The 16,234-nt window shown below is 74.2% G+C and carries 14 protein-coding genes and 1 pseudogene; 3 read left to right on the top strand and 12 right to left on the bottom strand.

Annotation, left to right across the window (positions count from 1 at the left end; translation table 11 throughout):
• Positions 1-175: 175 nt before the first annotated feature.
• The 7 genes from cobT to ACY1JF_RS04740 form a co-directional block, all read right to left on the bottom strand.
• Positions 176-4,249, bottom strand: coding sequence for a nicotinate-nucleotide--dimethylbenzimidazole phosphoribosyltransferase (gene cobT / locus ACY1JF_RS04770; RefSeq protein WP_462703686.1), 4,074 nt, complete (start codon positions 4,247-4,249; stop codon positions 176-178).
• 405 nt (positions 4,250-4,654) lie between these two features.
• Positions 4,655-5,872 (bottom strand): precorrin-6y C5,15-methyltransferase (decarboxylating) subunit CbiE, encoded by a 1,218-nt coding sequence (cbiE, locus tag ACY1JF_RS04765; protein ID WP_462703685.1) that lies wholly within the window; start codon positions 5,870-5,872, stop codon positions 4,655-4,657.
• A gap of 86 nt (positions 5,873-5,958) precedes the next feature.
• Positions 5,959-6,600 carry a GNAT family N-acetyltransferase gene (locus ACY1JF_RS04760; protein ID WP_462703684.1) on the bottom strand — a complete coding sequence of 214 codons (642 nt, stop codon included), beginning with the start codon at positions 6,598-6,600 and terminating at the stop codon, positions 5,959-5,961.
• 184 nt (positions 6,601-6,784) lie between these two features.
• Entirely contained in the window at positions 6,785-7,612 is an 828-nt protein-coding gene (locus ACY1JF_RS04755) for a MetQ/NlpA family ABC transporter substrate-binding protein (protein ID WP_462703683.1), read from the bottom strand.
• 68 nt (positions 7,613-7,680) lie between these two features.
• A complete protein-coding gene (locus ACY1JF_RS04750) occupies positions 7,681-8,418 on the bottom strand; it encodes a methionine ABC transporter permease (RefSeq protein WP_462703682.1) in 738 nt (245 codons plus the stop codon).
• Positions 8,415-9,446 (bottom strand): methionine ABC transporter ATP-binding protein, encoded by a 1,032-nt coding sequence (locus ACY1JF_RS04745; RefSeq protein WP_462703681.1) that lies wholly within the window; start codon positions 9,444-9,446, stop codon positions 8,415-8,417. Before ACY1JF_RS04745 ends, ACY1JF_RS04750 begins: the two co-directional genes overlap by 4 nt.
• A 380-nt stretch (positions 9,447-9,826) precedes the next feature.
• Complete coding sequence (locus ACY1JF_RS04740; RefSeq protein ID WP_462703680.1) at positions 9,827-10,477, bottom strand: HAD family hydrolase; 651 nt, start codon at positions 10,475-10,477, stop codon at positions 9,827-9,829.
• Positions 10,478-10,547: 70 nt separating this feature from the next.
• Here ACY1JF_RS04740 and ACY1JF_RS04735 point away from each other — a divergent pair, with 70 nt between their 5' ends.
• Positions 10,548-10,907, top strand: a complete 360-nt coding sequence (locus tag ACY1JF_RS04735; RefSeq protein WP_462703679.1) for a hypothetical protein — start codon at positions 10,548-10,550, stop codon at positions 10,905-10,907.
• Entirely contained in the window at positions 10,888-11,325 is a 438-nt protein-coding gene (locus ACY1JF_RS04730) for a hypothetical protein (protein WP_462703678.1), read from the top strand. The genes ACY1JF_RS04735 and ACY1JF_RS04730 overlap by 20 nt, the downstream gene beginning before the upstream one ends.
• A gap of 28 nt (positions 11,326-11,353) precedes the next feature.
• Here the strand turns inward: ACY1JF_RS04730 and ACY1JF_RS04725 are convergent, their stop codons facing one another.
• Genes ACY1JF_RS04725 through ACY1JF_RS04715 form a run of 3 tightly spaced genes read right to left on the bottom strand, consistent with a single transcriptional unit; the run spans position 11,354 to position 13,656 of the window.
• Positions 11,354-11,851 carry a GNAT family N-acetyltransferase gene (locus tag ACY1JF_RS04725; RefSeq protein ID WP_462703677.1) on the bottom strand — a complete coding sequence of 166 codons (498 nt, stop codon included), beginning with the start codon at positions 11,849-11,851 and terminating at the stop codon, positions 11,354-11,356.
• 57 nt (positions 11,852-11,908) lie between these two features.
• Positions 11,909-12,403 carry a sigma-70 family RNA polymerase sigma factor gene (locus tag ACY1JF_RS04720; protein ID WP_462703676.1) on the bottom strand — a complete coding sequence of 165 codons (495 nt, stop codon included), beginning with the start codon at positions 12,401-12,403 and terminating at the stop codon, positions 11,909-11,911.
• Complete coding sequence (locus ACY1JF_RS04715; RefSeq protein ID WP_462703675.1) at positions 12,400-13,656, bottom strand: glycerophosphodiester phosphodiesterase; 1,257 nt, start codon at positions 13,654-13,656, stop codon at positions 12,400-12,402. Before ACY1JF_RS04715 ends, ACY1JF_RS04720 begins: the two co-directional genes overlap by 4 nt.
• Before the next feature lie 483 nt (positions 13,657-14,139).
• On the opposite strand from ACY1JF_RS04715, the gene ACY1JF_RS04710 reads away from it, so the two are divergent.
• Positions 14,140-14,772 (top strand): lysophospholipid acyltransferase family protein, encoded by a 633-nt coding sequence (locus ACY1JF_RS04710; RefSeq protein WP_462703810.1) that lies wholly within the window; start codon positions 14,140-14,142, stop codon positions 14,770-14,772.
• Between the two features lie 88 nt (positions 14,773-14,860).
• Here ACY1JF_RS04710 and ACY1JF_RS04705 read toward each other — a convergent pair.
• Together ACY1JF_RS04705 and ACY1JF_RS04700 are read right to left on the bottom strand one after the other, a co-directional pair.
• Positions 14,861-15,121 (bottom strand): annotated as a pseudogene (locus tag ACY1JF_RS04705) (helix-turn-helix domain-containing protein); the annotation flags it as partial.
• An 87-nt stretch (positions 15,122-15,208) separates the two neighbouring features.
• On the bottom strand, positions 15,209-16,159 hold the full coding sequence (locus tag ACY1JF_RS04700; protein WP_462703674.1) for an aldo/keto reductase: 951 nt from the start codon (positions 16,157-16,159) through the stop codon (positions 15,209-15,211).
• Positions 16,160-16,234: the final 75 nt, after the last annotated feature.

Here is a 16,234-nt window from a genome sequence, read left to right as displayed (position 1 = left end):
GCGGCTCCTCGTCCTGGCAAGGCCCTGGCCCGGACCCTGGCGGAGGTCCTGGCAGGAGGGTGCGTGCGGTGGGCGCTGCGGCTCTGGAGCTGCCCTGACGTGCGGATTTTACGCAGTCGGGCGGGGGGGGGGGGGGGGCGCCCGCCCCCCCCCCCCCCCCCGGCCGTGCGTCGGGCTACTTCTCGGTGACGCCCGCCGAGTCGAACGTCGCCACCTCGTGCATGGCCCGGGCCGTGCTCTGCACCATCGGCAGGGCCAGCAGCGCGCCGGTGCCCTCGCCGAGGCGGAGGTCGAGGTCGACCAGGGGGCGCAGGCCCAGTTTGTTGAGCGCGGCGACGTGGCCGGGCTCGGCGCTGCGGTGACCGGCGATGCAGGCGGCCAGCACCTCGGGGGCGATGGCGCGGGCGACCAGGGCCGCGGCACCGGCGCTGACGCCGTCCAGGATGACCGGCGTACGCAGCGAGGCGCCGCCGAGCAGCAGGCCGACCATGGCCGCGTGCTCGAAGCCGCCGACCGACGCGAGCACGCCGATCGGATCGGCCGGGTCGGGCTGGTGGACCTCCAGGGCGCGGCGGACCACCTCGGTCTTGCGGGCCAGGGTCTCGTCGTTGATGCCGGTGCCGCGGCCGGTGACCTCGGCCGGGTCGGCGCCGGTGAAGACGGAGATCAGCGCGGCGGACGCGGTGGTGTTGGCGATGCCCATCTCACCGGTGAGCAGCGCCTTGTTGCCGGCGGCGACCAGGTCGCGGGCGGTCTCGATGCCGACCTCGATGGCCTGCTTGGCCTCCTCGCGGGTCATCGCGGGGCCGGTGGTCATGTCGGACGTGCCGGGCCGGATCTTGCGGGGCAGCAGCCCGGGGGTGGCGGGCAGGTCGGCGGCGACGCCGACGTCCACGACGCACACCTCGGCGCCGACCTGGGTGGCGAAGGCGTTGCAGACCGCTCCCCCGCCGAGGAAGTTGGCCACCATCTGGGCGGTGACCTCCTGCGGCCAGGGGGTGACGCCCTGGGCGTGCACCCCGTGGTCGCCGGCGAAGACCGCGACGGCGGCGGGCTCCGGGATCGGTGGCGGGCACTGCCGGGACAGGCCCGCCAGCTGCGCGGAGATGATCTCCAGCATGCCGAGCGCGCCGGCCGGCTTGGTCATCCGCTTCTGCCGCTCCCAGGCCTCGCCGAGGGCCTTGGCGTCCAGCGGGCGGATCTGGGCGACGGTCTCGGCGAGCAGGTCGTGCGGCTCCTCGCCGGGCAGGGCGCGACGGCCGTACGTCTCCTCGTGCACGACCCAGGACAGGGGGCGGCGCTTGGACCAGCCGGCCTGCGTCAGCTCGGGCTCGTCCGGGAACTCGTCGACGTATCCGACGCACAGGTAGGCGACGACGTCGAGGTGCTCGGGCAGGCCGAGGGCGCGGACCATCTCGCGCTCGTCGAAGAAGCTGACCCAGCCGACGCCGAGTCCCTCGGCGCGGGCGGCGAGCCAGAAGTTCTCCACGGCGAGGGCGGAGGAGTACGGCGCCATCTGCGGCTGGGTGTGCCGGCCGAGGGTGTGGCGCCCGCCGCGGGTGGAGTCGGCGGTGACGACGATGTTGACCGGGGTGTCGAGGATGGCCTCGACCTTGAGCTCCTTGAACTGCTTCGCCCGGCCCTTGGGGAGCGACTTGGCGTACGCCTCGCGCTGGCGCATCGCCAGTTCGTGCATCGTGCGCCGGGTCTCGGCGGAGCGGATGACGACGAAGTCCCAGGGCTGCGAGTGGCCGACGGACGGGGCGGTGTGGGCCGCCTCCAGGACGCGGAGCAGCACCTCGTGCGGGATGGGGTCGCCGCGGAAGCCGTTGCGGATGTCCCGGCGTTCGCGCATGACCTTCAGTACGGCCGCGCGCTCGGCGTCGTCGTAGGCGGGGGCGGCCGGTCCGGCGGGCTGTCGTGCCGCTTCCGCCACGGGGGCCGTGCTCACCGCCTGCGCGTCTTCCTGGTCTTCCGGTCCGGCGGCCCGGGTGTCCAGGTCCTCGGCGTGCTGTACGGGGCCGGACGCGGCCGGTGCCGGGTCGCCCTCGCGGGGGACGGGCACCGTGGCGACGGGCTCCGCGGCCGGTGCGGCGGGCTGCTGCGGCGTCGGTGCCGGGACCTGGCCGCCGGCTTCCCGCTCCGGTTCCGCGGCGGGCCACGGGGCGACGGGGGCGGCCCCGGGGCCGGGCACGGCCGACTGGGGTCCCTGGGCGGGCCGCGGGGCCGTGGCCGCCGGTTCCCGCTCCGGGGCGGTCCCGGGGGAGCCCTCCACCGCGTGCTGCTCCTGGACGAACTGGGGGCCCGGGAACACAGCCGGGGGCTGCGGGGCCTGGGCGGGCGGCGCGGACGGCACGGGTTCCGCGACGGCGACGACGGGGGCGTCGGACGCGACGGGGGCCGGCTGGGCGGCGTGCGGCGGCTGCTGCGGATCCGGGGCGGGCTGCTCCTGGACGGCCGGGGCGGGCTCGACGGGAGCGGGCGGCGGTGTGAGGCCGTCCGTGTCCGTCGTGGGGGCCTGTTCCGGGGCCGGCCACGGCTGTACGGGCTCCTGCGGAGCGGGCTGGGCGGGCGCGTCCGCCACCGCGTCCGGTGCGAGGGGGACGGCGACGGCCGGCTGCTCCGGGACGGACTCCACGGGTTCCGCGGGAACGGGGACCGCCTCCGGCGCGACGGGGGCGGCAGCGAGCGGCGCCTCGGGGGCGGCCGCGGGCACGGCGGCGTCCCCGGTGGGCGGCGCGACCGGGGGCGCGGGGGTCTGGGGCGCGGCGGTGTCGGGCGCGGGGGTGTCGGGCAACGGGGCGGCGGCCGTCTCCTCTGGGGCCGCCGCTACGGCCTCGGGGGTGTGCGGCGCCTCGGGAGCGGGCTCGGCGGCAGGGGCCGGCGCGGGAGCGGCCTCGGGGGCGGGAGCGGGGCCGGCCTCGGCGGCAGGGGCCGGCACGGGGGCGGCCTCGGGGGCGGGAGTGAGGGCGGCCTCGGGGACGGGGTCGGTGGCAGGGGCCGGTGCGGCCTCGGGGACAGCCTCTGGTACCGGTTCGGGGGCGGGGGCGGCCTCGGGGGCGGCGGCCTCCGGCTCAGGGGCGGCCCCGGCGACCTGGTCCGCGTCGGTGCCGTCCGCCTCCGGCTCACCCGGTGTCCGGGCCTCGGGGGCCGCCGGCGCCTCCGTACCCTGCGGCGCCCGCGTCTCCGCGGAACCGGGCACGCCGGAGCCCTCGACCTCCACCGGGCCGGGAATCACCGGTACCTGCTCCTCCGCGGAACCGGGAACCACGGGCACCTGCCCCTCCACGGAACCGGGTGCCTCGGGCGTCTGCCCCGGCACGGGGTCAGGTGTCCCGGACAGCTGTCCCTCCGCGGCCTCCTCCGCCTCAGGGACCTGGCCCCCGACGGGACCGGACCCCTGCGACGCCTCCGCGGAACCGGGCACGCCGGAGTCCCCGCCCTCCGCCAGGCCGGGCGCCTCCGGCGCCGAAGGCCCGGTGGGCTGTGGCTCGGCGGCGCCCGGCGCCGGGGCGCCCGGGGTGCCGGTGGCCGCGGTGGGGCCGGCCTCGGCCACGGGCACGGGAACCTCCGCGCCCTCCGCCTCGGGCACCTGGCCCGCGCTCTGACGCGCGTTTGCCCCGACGGGGACCGTACCGGCCCTCATGACGTCCTCCGGCTGCTCCGCGGGGCGGTCCGCCGGGGTCGCCACCCGGGCCACGACGGCCTGGGCCACACCCGCCGGGCCCGCCGGATGTGCTGCCGGGGCAACCGTTTCGGCGGTCTGAGCCCCGGCGTCCGCCCGGAGGCGCGACGGCGCCGCCGCCCGCGGCGGGTCGAGGTACTCGGGGCCGGTGGCCGGGGGACCGGCGGGCCGGCTCGGCGCGACGGCCGGGCCGCGGTCGGCGAGGGAACGGACCGGGCTCGCCGAGGCGTCGGGGATCGGCGGGCCGAGGTGCAGGGGCCGGCGCGGGGCGGCCGGGGCCGGACCCGGCGAACGGACGGCGCCGAGGTCGAAGGCGCCGCTGTCCCGGCCGGACGTCTCGTGCGGCTCCGGCTCGTGGACGGCCTCGACGACGGGCTCCGGCGCGGGCGGCGCGACCTCGTTGCCCCAGGCGCTCTGGGCACCGGGCAGCAGCAACAGGTCCTCGTCCTCGGCGGTGGTCTCGGAGAGGTAGGTGTACGCACCGGGCGCGGCAACGCCCGGCTGCTCCACCATGCCTGCGTTCTCCGGCAGCCCCTCGCCCGGGATCTGGCCGGTGTCGGTCATGCGTACCCCTCGCCCATCGGTTAGTGCTCCTACGGCCAGCTCACCCGGAACGGCGCACCGACCGCTCCGTAGTGAGAACGAGCGTGCGTGCCCAGCGGCACGAACGACCCGCCGGAAAAGGCGACAAAGCCACCGAGTGGCATTCTCGCGGTCGTCCGCCCGCCACGGCAGCTTGATGCCGGGACGGGCCGCTGTGGACTGCGCCACGTTGCGCGCCCTCAGGTTCCGCCGTACCACACCCCCCGTCCGAAACGGCCGGGTTTTCCGGACATCGACCGGCGAAGCGCCGGGCGCCCGGGAGCGGTACAACGATCGGCCAGCCTACCGCGCGCGGTACGACAACCGGATCACGGGGCGCGCTCCTCCCGCTCCGGCGGCCCCGCCCGCCGCCCACGTCACCACCCCTCAGCGAGGCGTTTCGCGCCCCGGCAGTTCCGCGCTGAGCAGGAACGCGACGTTCCGCTCGGTCTCCGTCCAGGCGCGGGTGTCGAGTCCGACGGACTGGAGCAGGGCGCACTCCACGCGGAAGCCGTGCTCGGCGAGGTCCCGGCCGACGAGTTCGGCCTCGTCGCGGGTGGCGGCGTGGGCGACGATGCGCTGCGGGCGGCGGTCGGCGACCGCGGAGACCACGGCCGCTCCCCCGCCGCCGACGCGGACGACGTCCGGTTCGGGCAGGTTCTCCAGTACGTGCGGGGCGGTGCCCTGGATGATCTGGAGCTGGACCCCGAAGCGGCGGGCGGTGGCGTCGGTGCGGGCGCAGGCGGCCAGGTCGCGGTCGACGGCGATGACCGCCGCGCCGCCGCGGGCGGCCTCGGTGGCGAAGGCGCCGCTGCCGCAGCCGATGTCCCACACGAGGTCGCCGGTCCGGGGTCCGAGCCGGGCGAGCTGGGCGGCGCGGAGCAGGTCCGTCTCACCCTCGCCGAGTCCGCCGCCGTACGCCTCGGCGGGCAGGGACCAGCCGCGCGGACCGGTGGCCGGGTCGCGTCCGGCGATCCAGCCCGTGCCGTCCGCCGTGCCGGGCGGACCGCCGATGACGATGACGACGTTGGGATCCCGCCAGGTGTGGTCGGCCGCCTTGTCGGAGGTGACGACGGCGACCCGTTCCCGGGTGGTGCCGAGTTCCTCGCAGATGACGAAGGTGCGGTGCACGCCCTCCAGGAGCAGGCCGAGTTCGGCGGGTCCGGCGCCCGGGGAGGTGAGGACGGCGACCTTGGCGTGGGCCCGGCAGACGTTGACCGCGCGGCGCAGGGTGCGGGGGTGGGCGACGACCACCTGGGCGTCGTCCCAGGGCATCCCGGCGCGGGCGAAGGCGGCGGCGACGGAGGAGACCGCGGGGACGACCTCGACCTCCAGGCCGTACTCGGGAGCGCGCAGGGTGCGGACGACGCCGAAGAAGCCGGGGTCGCCGTCGGCGAGCACGACCGCGGTGCCGCGGTGGGCGGCGATGCGGCGGGCGGCGAGGGCGACGCTGCCGAGGCGGACGCGCTCGGCGGCGGGGGGCACTTCGGGCAGCGCCAGATGGTGTCCGGCGCCGGCCACCAGGGTGGCGGCGCCGAGGGCGGAGCGTGCCGCGGCGGTCAGCGGCGAGCCGTCCCAGCCGATCACCGTGACGCGGTCGGCCATCGTCGTCAGTCTCCAGGTTTTTCGCAGGTCGTTCCGGGGTGCGGCCCCTGAGGGGGCTCAGTGAGCGTACCCGTCGACGGAGCGGTTCAGCTCCAGTCGGTGAAGGAGGTGAAGCCGCCGCTGTCGTCCGGGTGCCCGGCCGCGCCGTCGAGGTCCTCGGGCAGCAGGCTCCACACGATGAAGTCGGTGCGTACGTCGGTCCAGGTGCCGTCCGCGGCCCGGACGTGGGCTATGCAGGCGTTGCGCAGGACGCCCTCGCTGATGCAGCCGATCTTCTGGGCGACCTGCTGGGAGGCGGTGTTGTCGGCGGCGGTGCGCAGTTCTATGCGCTCGAGTTTCTGGTCGCCGAAGAGCCACTGCGCGGTGGCGAGCGCGGCCTCGGAGGCGTAGCCCTCGCCGCGCGCCCAGGGGGCGATGATGTACGACAGCTCGGTGGAGCGCACGTGCCAGTTGGTCCTGGTGAGCCGGACGATGCCGACCAGGCGCTGGGTGAGGAACTCGGTGACGGCGAGGTCGAGTCCGCGGCCGGCCGCGCGTTCGGCGGGGGCGTGCTCGGTGATCCAGGTGCGGGCGCCCTCCTCGGTGAAGGGCTGCGGGACGTCGGTCCAGGCGCCGACCTGTTCGTCGTTCATCATGGCGGCGAGGGCGGGGACGTCGTCCTCGTCGAGGGGACGCAGCACCAACCGCTCCGTGCTGATGGAGATGTTGGGGAAGGTGCTGCTCGTCATGCGCCGCTCCGTAACCTTCGAACCGTCGAAACCGTCAGGGCCTCACCGTCAGGGGCCTCACTGAACTGCCCAGCATGCAGCATGCGGCCACGGAACCGCACCACGGGGTCGTCCCCGCCGCCTGAAGCGGCGTGGCGGCTCCCCCACCGGGGAAGCCGGCCCCGTGGTGCGGTCACCGGCACGGTCAGGAGGAGGCGATGACGGAACCGGCGTAGTTCTCGTCGATGAACTTCTTGACCTCGTCGGAGGTGAGCAGCTCGGCGAGCTTCTTGACGCGCGGGTCGTCCTCGTTGCCCTCCTTGACCACCAGGAGGTTGACGTTCGGGTTGTTCTCGGCCGACTCCAGGATCAGCGCGTCCTTGGACGGCTTGAGGTCGGCCTCCAGCGCGTAGTTGCCGTTGATGACGGCGGCGTCCACGTCGTTCAGGGAGCGCGGGGTCTGGGCCGCCTCCAGCTCCTTGAACTTGAGGTTCTTGGGGTTCTCGGTGATGTCGGCGGTGGTGGCCGAGGTGCCGACGCCGTCCTTGAGGGTGAGCAGCCCGTTGTCGGCCAGCAGCTTCAGGGCGCGGGCCTCGGTGACGGTGTCGTTGGGGACGGCGATGGTGGCGCCGTTCTTGAGGTCGCTCGCCTCGTCGGCCTTGTTCGAGTACAGGCCGAGCGGCTCCAGGTGGACGGAGGCGACGGACTTCAGGTGGGTGCCGTTCTTCTTGTTGAAGTCCTCCAGGTACGGCTCGGTCTGGAAGTAGTTGGCGCCCACCGAGCCGTCCTCGGTCGCCGTGTTCGGCGTGACGTAGTCGGTGAACTCCTTGACCTCCAGGTCGAGACCGGCCTTCTTCGCCAGGTTGTCCTTGACGTAGTTCAGGATCTCGGCGTGCGGCACGGGCGTCGCGGCGACGACCAGCGGGCCGGAGGTGTCGGAGGCGGAGTCGCCGCCCGAGCCGCAGGCGGTGAGCCCGAGGGTGAGGGCTCCGGCGGCGAGGACGGCGGTGGTGAACTTGGCGGTGTTACGCACGAAAAGTGCCTTTCCTTCAGGGTGGAGGCGCCCCGGGTGAGGGGCGTTCTCGGGGACGGGCGCCCGGGTCAGGCGACCTTGCTGATGTCGGCCGCCGCGGGCTCCTTCGCCTTCAGCAGCCTCAGCTTCGGGCCGGGGCCCGAGCGGGCGCCGCGCCGGTGCAGGGCCCGGGCGGCGTAGTCGCCGGCGAACTGGATGACGGAGATGGCGACGGCGAGGACCGCCACGGTGATCCACATCAGGCCGGTCTCGAAGCGCTGGTAGCCGTAGCGGACGGCGAGGTCGCCGAGGCCGCCGCCGCCGACGGTGCCGGCCATGGCGGAGTAGCCGATGAGGGCGATGACCGTGGTCGTGGTGGAGGCGATCAGGGAGGGCAGGGCCTCGGGGACCAGGACCTTGCGGACGACGGTCCAGGTGTTGCCGCCCATCGCCTGCACGGCCTCGACCAGCCCGCCGTCGACCTCGCGGACGGCCGTCTCGACCAGCCGCGCGAAGAACGGGATGCCGCCGATGGCCAGCGGCACGATCGCGGCGGTGGAGCCGATGGTGGTCCCGGTGATCCAGCGGGTGAAGCTCATCAGGGCGACCATGAGGATGATGAACGGCATCGAGCGGGCGATGTTCACGATCTGCCCGAGGACCTTGTTCACCGGGGTGCTCTGGAGCAGGCCGCCCCGGTCGGTGAGGACCAGCAGGACGCCGATCGGCAGGCCGGCGACGACCGCGATCAGGGTCGACCAGCCGACCATGACCAGCGTCTCCAGACACGCCTGCTCCAGCAGGGGCTGCATCTCGGACCAGGTCATCGCGCGCCTTCCTCGATCAGTTCGGCACCGTCCACCACGTCGATCTGGAGGCCCTGTTCGCGCAGGAAGCCGACGGGCACGACGTTGTCCTCGTAGCGGCCGGGCAGTTCGATGCGCATCCGGCCGACCTGGAGGCCGCCGACGGTGTCGATGGCCGCGCCCAGGATCGATATGTCGATGTTGTAGGTGCGGGAGAGCTGGGAGATGACCGGCCGGGTGGCGGCCTCGCCGTGGAAGGTGACGTCGACGACGGTGCGGTCCTGGCCGGTGCGCCCGCCGGTCACCGGGAAGAGCGCGGCGGCCAGCTCGGAGTCCGGGGTGGCGAGCAGTTCGCTCACGGTGCCGGACTCGACGATGCGGCCCGACTCCATCAGGGCGGCCGAGTCGCAGATGCTCTTGACGACGTCCATCTCGTGCGTGATGAGCAGCACGGTCAGGCCGAGCTGCCGGTTGAGGTCGCGCAGCAGCTGGAGGATGGAGCGGGTGGTCTCGGGGTCGAGGGCGCTGGTGGCCTCGTCGGAGAGGAGCACCTTGGGGTCGCCGGCCAGGGCGCGGGCGATGCCGACGCGCTGCTTCTGGCCGCCGGAGAGCTGGGCGGGGTAGGACTTCGCCTTGTCGGCGAGACCGACCAGGTCGAGCAGTTCCAGCGCCTTGGCGGAGCGCTCCTTCCCCGACTTGCCGAGGATCTCCAGCGGCAGCTCGACGTTGTCCTGCACGGTCCGGGTGGAGAGCAGGTTGAAGTGCTGGAAGACCATGCCGATACGGCTGCGCGCCCGCCGCAGCTCCTTGCCGGCGCGGGGCCCGCGGCCGGCCAGGGCGGTGAGGTCCTGTCCGGCGACGGTGACCGTGCCGGAGGTGGGACGCTCCAGCAGGTTGACGCAGCGGATCAGCGAGGACTTGCCGGCGCCGGACTGGCCGATGACGCCGTAGACCTCGCCTTCGCGGACATGCAGATCGACGCCGTCGAGGGCGGTGACCTCACGACCGCGTGAGCGGTAGACCTTTGTCAGGCCGGAGGTGGTGATCACGTGGGTTTCCGTCACTGTCGAGTGCGCGGGCGCGGGTGGGCCCGGGCACGGGTGCATGCGGTTCGCGGGACGCGGCACGGTTCTCGCGGTGGCGGTGGAACCGACAGGAGACATGTGCGCGCGGCCGGGGCTCGGCCGCCTGCGGCGGTCCGGAGCCGGCTCTCGCTTCGGGGCGCGAGGCTCGGTGGTGCGGGGGCCCTCTAGCAGGCGCGCATTCGACCCGTACAACGAGCACCGGGCGTCATGGTCGCCTCGGTCGCAGGAGTGCGGTCGCTCGTCGTGGTCATGCGAGTAGTAAAGCAGACGTATACGTTCGACCAGGAGACCGCTGTCCGCATAGTGGACGGTGGTGCTGTGGCGGTGGACGCGGACGCCGTGCGTCAGCCGCGTACGGAGATCTCCACTCCCCCGTCGGTGACCAGTACGGACAAGGCCGACAGATCCTCGACGACCAGGTCGGCGTCCAGCTCGTCGGCCCGGTGGGTTGTGGCCAACGCCACGGTCGCCATGCCGGCGGCGCGGCCCGAGCGGAGGCCGGCGGGCGCGTCCTCGAAGACGACGCAGGCGGCCGGGTCGACGCCGAGGGCGCGGGCGCCGAGCAGGTAGGGCTCGGGGTCGGGCTTGCCGCGCGTGATGTCGTCGGCGGCTATCAGGGTCCTGGGCAGGATGCCGACGGCCGCGAGGCGGGCCTCGGCGAGGCGCCGGGTGGCGGAGGTGACGACGGCCCAGCGGTCGGCCGGCAGCGCGCCGAGGAGGTCGAGCGTGCCGGGGAGCAGGCGCACGCCCCCGCCGGGCACGTCCTCGACCTCCAGGTCCTCGATCCGCGCGACGGCGCCGGGCACGGCGTCGGGGGGCAGCAGGTCGGCGGCGACCTCGGCGGCGGTGCGGCCGTGCAGCTCGACCTTCCCGAACTCCTCGGCGGTGATCCCGTACTCCTGGGCCCACCGGGTCCAGCAGCGGTGCACGGACTCCAGGGAGGAGACGAGGGTTCCGTCGTTGTCGAACAGCAGGGCCTGCGCGCGGATCTTCATGCCGTCGACCCTACGGTGCCCGCCGGGGTCGGCCGCGTCGGGCCGTTCCGGCCGTAATAAGGTCACTGGCATGCTCGACGTCCTGACGCCGGTGACCGCCGTCGCCGCGCTGCTGCTCGCCGCCTGGTGCGGCTGGGCGGCCTACCGCGACCAGCCGACGAAGGACTGGCACTTCATCGGCATGGCCGTGGTGACCGTGCTGGCGCTGGCGCAGCTGGTGACCGGGACCGTGCGGCTCGCGCGGGGCGAGGAGCCGGAGCAGGGCACGGTGATCTTCGTGGCCTATCTGATCGGCGCCTTCGCGTGCGTCCCGGCGGCGGGGTTCATGTCGCTGGCCGAGCGGACCCGCTGGGGCTCGGTGACGGTGGCCGCCGGCGGTGTCGTCCTCGCCGTCCTTCAGGTGCGGCTCCATGACATCTGGGGAGGCTGAGATGGTGACGGCCGACAGCGGGCCGGAGCGGACACGGCTGACCGGCGGGCCCGGCATCCTGCTGGTGTGGCTGTACGGCGTGATGGTCGTCGGCGCGGTGTCGCGGTCCGTCTACCAGATCGCCACCGAGTTCGACCGGGCGCCGCTCGCGTACACGCTGTCCGCGGTGGCCGGCGTGGTCTACGGCTTCATCACCTACACCCTGGTGCGCGGCGGGGAGACGGCCCGCCGGGCGGCGCGGATCTGCTGCGCCGCCGAGTTGGCGGGCGTGCTGGTCGTGGGCACCTGGACGCTGGTGGAGCCGTCCGCCTTCCCGGACTCGACCGTGTGGTCGGAGTACGGGATGGGCTACGTCTTCATTCCGGTGCTGCTGCCGCTGTCGGCCCTGTACTGGCTGCGCCGGGCACGCACCGCGTGAGTCCCGCGGGGGGCGCCCGGCGCGGCGCTCACGCCGTGGCCGCGTACGCCCCGGCATGCTTCTCCAGGATGATCATGGGGACGCCGTCCGCGCCCCGCACGGTGCCCACCGTCTCGTAGCCGACCCGCCGGTACAGCCGCAGGCCGCTCTCGCTGCGGTGGCCGGTGTGCAGGCGGAAGCGGGTGGCGCCGCGCTCCTCGGCGAGGGCCGCCTCGGCCGCCCTCAGGAGCCGGGCGCCGATGCCGTGTCCCTGGAGCCGGGGGTGGACGCAGAGTTTGCCGATGGCCGCGGAGCCGTCGTCGGTCTCCCGGCCGCGCACCGAGCCGACCACCTCGTCGCCGAGCCGCGCCACGAAGACGCAGTCCTCGGCGACCTCCTCGCGGACGGAGTCGAGGCTCTGGACGAGCGGGTCGATGCGGTAGTTGCCGTACAGCGCCGCCTCGCTCTGGAAGCAGAGGTACTGCAGCCGGAAGATCTGCTCGGCATCCTGCTCGGTCGCCGCCGAGATGGTCACGCTCATGCCCATGTGCGCATGCCTCCCGCTCACCTGATCGCCTGTTGTCCCCCACTCCTATCCCCGCCGTCAGTCGCCCGCAACCTCCGATGTCAGCAATCGACGCAGACATCCCAGACATCGGGAACGTTCCGGTCCAAGACTGCCCTGTGAGATACCCAACTCCCCCGCGATCTCGCGGTAGGTCAGGTCCCGCGGCGACAGCAGCGCCTCCACCAGCCGGGGGCAGCGGCCGGGCAGCCGGCGCACCGCGTCGCGCAGGGCCCGGCGGCGTGCGGCGACGAGGGCGAGCCGCTCCGGGCCGCGGTCGGCGGCGTCGGCCGGCTCGGTGCCGTACGGGCGCTCGGCACGGGCGGTACGGCGGGTGCGGCGGGCCTCGGTGCGCACGGCGCCGCGCAGCCAGCGGTGCGGGTCCGCGGGCGGATCGCCGGCGTCCAGCCGCTCCAGGAGGCGCAGCCAGACCGCCTGCTCCAGGTCACCGGGCTCGGTTCCGGACGCATATGCCTCGGCGGTGGCCTCGGCGGTGAGCAACGGGCCCAGGAGGGCGAGCAGGTCGTGCGTCATATGCACAGGTACGACCGGCGCCCGGGCGGTGGTTGCCCGGGCGGCCGGATGTCACCCCGACCGGGGCATCTCGCCCGGCTGTTGACGCGTCGGCCCTCGAGGAAGTCCGCGCGGGCCAGCAGGCCGGTGTCCGGGTTGTCGGTGAAGACGCCGTCGATGCCGGTGGCGAAGTACGCCCGGAAGGCGCCGAAGGCGTCACCGTAGGCGTCGGCGTCGGTGCCCTTGCGGAAGTCGGCGGGGAGGAAGGGGTTCTCGTTGCGCATCGTGTACGGGTGCAGGATCAGGCCCGCCCGGTGGGCGTCGCGGACGAGGGTGGTCGGTTCGGTGAGCCGGCCGGCCGAGTCGCGCGGGATGACCAGGTCCAGGGTCGGGCCGATGCCCTGGGCGTAGGAGGCGATCTCCTTGAGCCCCTCGGGCGTGATCAGGTCGTCCGTGGTGCGGGGGTCACCGTTCGCGACGAAGTCCCAGGGGCGCGAGCCGGCTCCGGAGAGCAGCACGGCGAGCGGGTTGCCGACCAGCCTGTTCATCCGCTGGATGCTGGTGGGCTCGAAGGACTGGACGATGACCGGGGAGTTCTTCTTGTCCTTGCCGTACTCGCGCAGCAGCTTCGCGAGGCGTTCCTCGGTGGGCAGGCCGAGTTCGCGGAAGTAGGTGGGGTGCTTCAGCTCGGGGTAGATCCAGACCTGCTTGCCCGTCCTGCGGGTCTGCTCGTCCTGCCAGCGCAGCACCTCCTCGAAGGTGGGGATCTCCCAGCGGCCGTCGTAGAGGGTGTTGTGCGGGCGGTTGGCCGGGATGCGCTCGGTGGCGCGCAGCGTCTTCAGCTCGGCGAGGGTGAAGTCCTCGGTGAACCAGCCGGTGGTGGAGACGCCGTCGAGGACCTTGGTGGTCCTGCGGCCGGCGAACTCGGGGTGGTCGGCGACGTCCGTGGTCCCGCCGATCTCCGGTTCGTGCCGGCAGACGAGGTGGCCGTCCTTGGTGGGCACCAGGTCGCCGGCCTCGACGATGTCGGCGCCCATGTCGAGGGCGAGTTGGTAGGCGCCCAGGGTGTGCTCGGGCCGGTTGCCGCTGGCCCCCCGGTGCCCGATGACCGTCGGCACGGGCAGGCTCCGCACCCCGCCGCTGCCGCGGCCGGCCCCGGCGGCTCCCGCCGTGCCGGACAGGCCCAGGACCGTCCCGCCCGCGCCGAGCACCGCGGCGCCGAGGAGCGCCCGCCGTCCGGTGCCGCCTCGCTTGTTCGACTCCTGCGTTCCCATGAGCGCCCCTTGGTCTTCTGGCCGTCGCCTGGTCGGATGCGGGCCGATCGTAGGGGCGCGTACGTGTCCGCGGGGAGACCTCGCGCCGAACGCGGGAGTGACACGGGATGTCGTATGGGCAGACGGGGGCGGCAGGACCCAAAGGGGCCGGACGGCCGGCGTTCCGCCGGCTTCCCGGCGGGCGACGCGGGTACCCGGCCGGTGCACACGGTGAGGACGGCACCCGGTCCCCTCCCGGCGGGCGCGAACCGCGTCACACGCGCTCCGGCCGGGTTTCCGGCGGGTGGCGGCGGGGCCCGGCAGGTGAACATGTGTCACCGGCGCGTAAGACCCCGGTGACCCGACGTGCGCGACCCCCCGGGCCGCGAGTAATGTCCTCACCTGCACAGACTGATACCGCACGCCCCGACGTCCCACGTCACACCGACACCGGAGGGTCCGTTGTCCCGCTTCGCGCTCATCAAGGCAGTGCTCGGTCCGATCATGCGCCTGATGTTCCGCCCACGGGTGGAGGGTGCGGAGAACATCCCGGGCGAGGGCCCGGTGATCCTGGCCGGCAACCATCTGACGTTCATCGACTCCATCGTCCTGCCCGTCGTCACCAAGCGGCAGGTCTTCTTCATCGGCAAGGACGAGTACGTCACCGGCAAGGGCGTCAAGGGCCGGCTGATGGCCTGGTTCTTCACCGGCGTCGGCATGATCCCGGTCGACCGGGACGGCGCGAGCGGTGGTGTGGCGGCGCTGATGACCGGGCGCCGGGTGCTGGAGGAGGGCCGGATGTTCGGCATCTACCCGGAGGGCACCCGCTCCCCCGACGGCCGCCTGTACCGGGGCCGTACCGGCTGCGCCCGGCTGACGCTGATGACCGGCGCGCCGGTCGTGCCGTTCGCGGTGATCGGCACGGACAAGCTCCAGCCGGGGGGCCGGGGCCTGCCCCGCCCCGGCCGGGTCACGGTCCGCTTCGGCGAGCCGATGGAGTTCTCGCGGTACGAGGGGATGGACCGGGACCGCTATGTGCTGCGGGCGGTGACGGACTCGGTGATGACCGAGGTGATGCGGCTGTCCGGGCAGGAGTACGTGGACGTGTACGCGACGAAGGCCAGGAAGGCCGCGTAGGCCGCGTAGGCGGTCCAGCGGGCCGGACCTCCGGTCCGCTGGGCCGGCGCGCTTGGCACGACGACACTTGACACGGTGGCGCTTCGCACGGCGGGCCGTTCCGCGGACTGCGGCGTACGGCGTCGACGGCCGGGCCCTCGTCGAGGCGCGCGGCGCCCGGGGCCGTCTCGCACTCGGTGACGCGCAGCGCCTCCAGCGCCCGGACCAGGGCGTCCCGTCCGGCGAACTGGCGGTGCGGCGTGGCCCGGCTGATCCCGGCCGCCCGGGCGACCTCGTCCATGGCCGCGGTGGGCTTCCGGATCAGCAGGGCCGCGGCGGCGCGCAGCACCTGGTCACGTTCTACAGAAATGGGATGACACAAGCCGAATGGGACATTCATGTCTCATCGCGGGTGTGCGCGACCCACGTGCGGGCGGTGGATCGCACGGTACGGGCCTCAGTGCCAGGGCAGCCGCCCGCGCCGCTCCCAGTAGGCGCGCGGCTCCTCGGCGAGCACGGCCAGGCGGGCCGCCCGGTCGTCGTCGAGGACGGCCGTCGCGGCGTCCAGGTTGGAGTCGAGCTGGGCGACGGTCGCGGCGCCGGAGAGGACGACGTCCGCCCAGGGCTGCCGCAGCACCAGGGCGAGGGCGACCGCGTCACAGCCGAGGCCGGTCTCCTCGGCGACGGCCCGCAGCGCGTCCGGCGCGTGCGGGGCGGCGAGCCGGCCGTTGGCCATGCCCTCCTTGACGATCACGGAGAGCCCGGCGTCGTGCGCCTCGGCGAGCGCCGGCCCCACGGAGGTCTCCAGCGCGTTGTACGTCGACTGGACGGTACGGAAGAGGGGGGCGCCGTCGACGGTCACGGCGAGCGCGGCGCGGACGGCGTCGGCCTGGGCGGGGCCGCTGGTGGAGAAGCCGACGGTGACACCGCCGGCGGCGGCCTCGGCGAGCCGGGCGTGCAGCCCCTTGTCGGTGAGGGCCGGGCTGTCGGGGGTCACCGAGTGGATCTGGTAGAGATCGAGCCGGTCGCCGAGCAGGGCGTCGGTCTCGGCGCGCTGGCGTTCGTACGTGGCGAGGCTGTGGTCCTTGACCTCGTGCCGGACGGCGTCGGTGGACCAGCCGGCGGTGTAGGTGTAGCCCCACTTGCTGCCGACGGTCACGTCGTCGACCTCCGGCCGGGCGGCCAGCCACCCGGCCAGGAACTCCTCGGAGCGGCCGTAGGAGCGGGCGGCGTCGAAGTAGCGGACGCCGCTCGCGTACGCGGCGTCGAGGAGGTCGTGGGTGCGGCGGCGCAGCGCGGCGACGCCGCGGTCGTCTCCGAGGTCCGTTTCCCGGCCGAGGTTGATGTAGCCGGGGCGGCCTACTGCGGCCAGGCCGAAGCCGAGGCCTTTGGGGAGGGTGAGGGGCATCGCGGGTCCGTTCGGTCGGCCTTGAGCGGGCTGCCGACCAACGTAACCCGTGACGGCCTTCGCCTCGGGGGGTGG

The sequence above is a fragment of the Streptomyces sp. SYSU D01066-1 genome (assembly GCF_054956795.1).
Note: the sequence above shows the minus strand (reverse complement) of the source record. Positions and strands in the feature narration are given on the sequence as shown.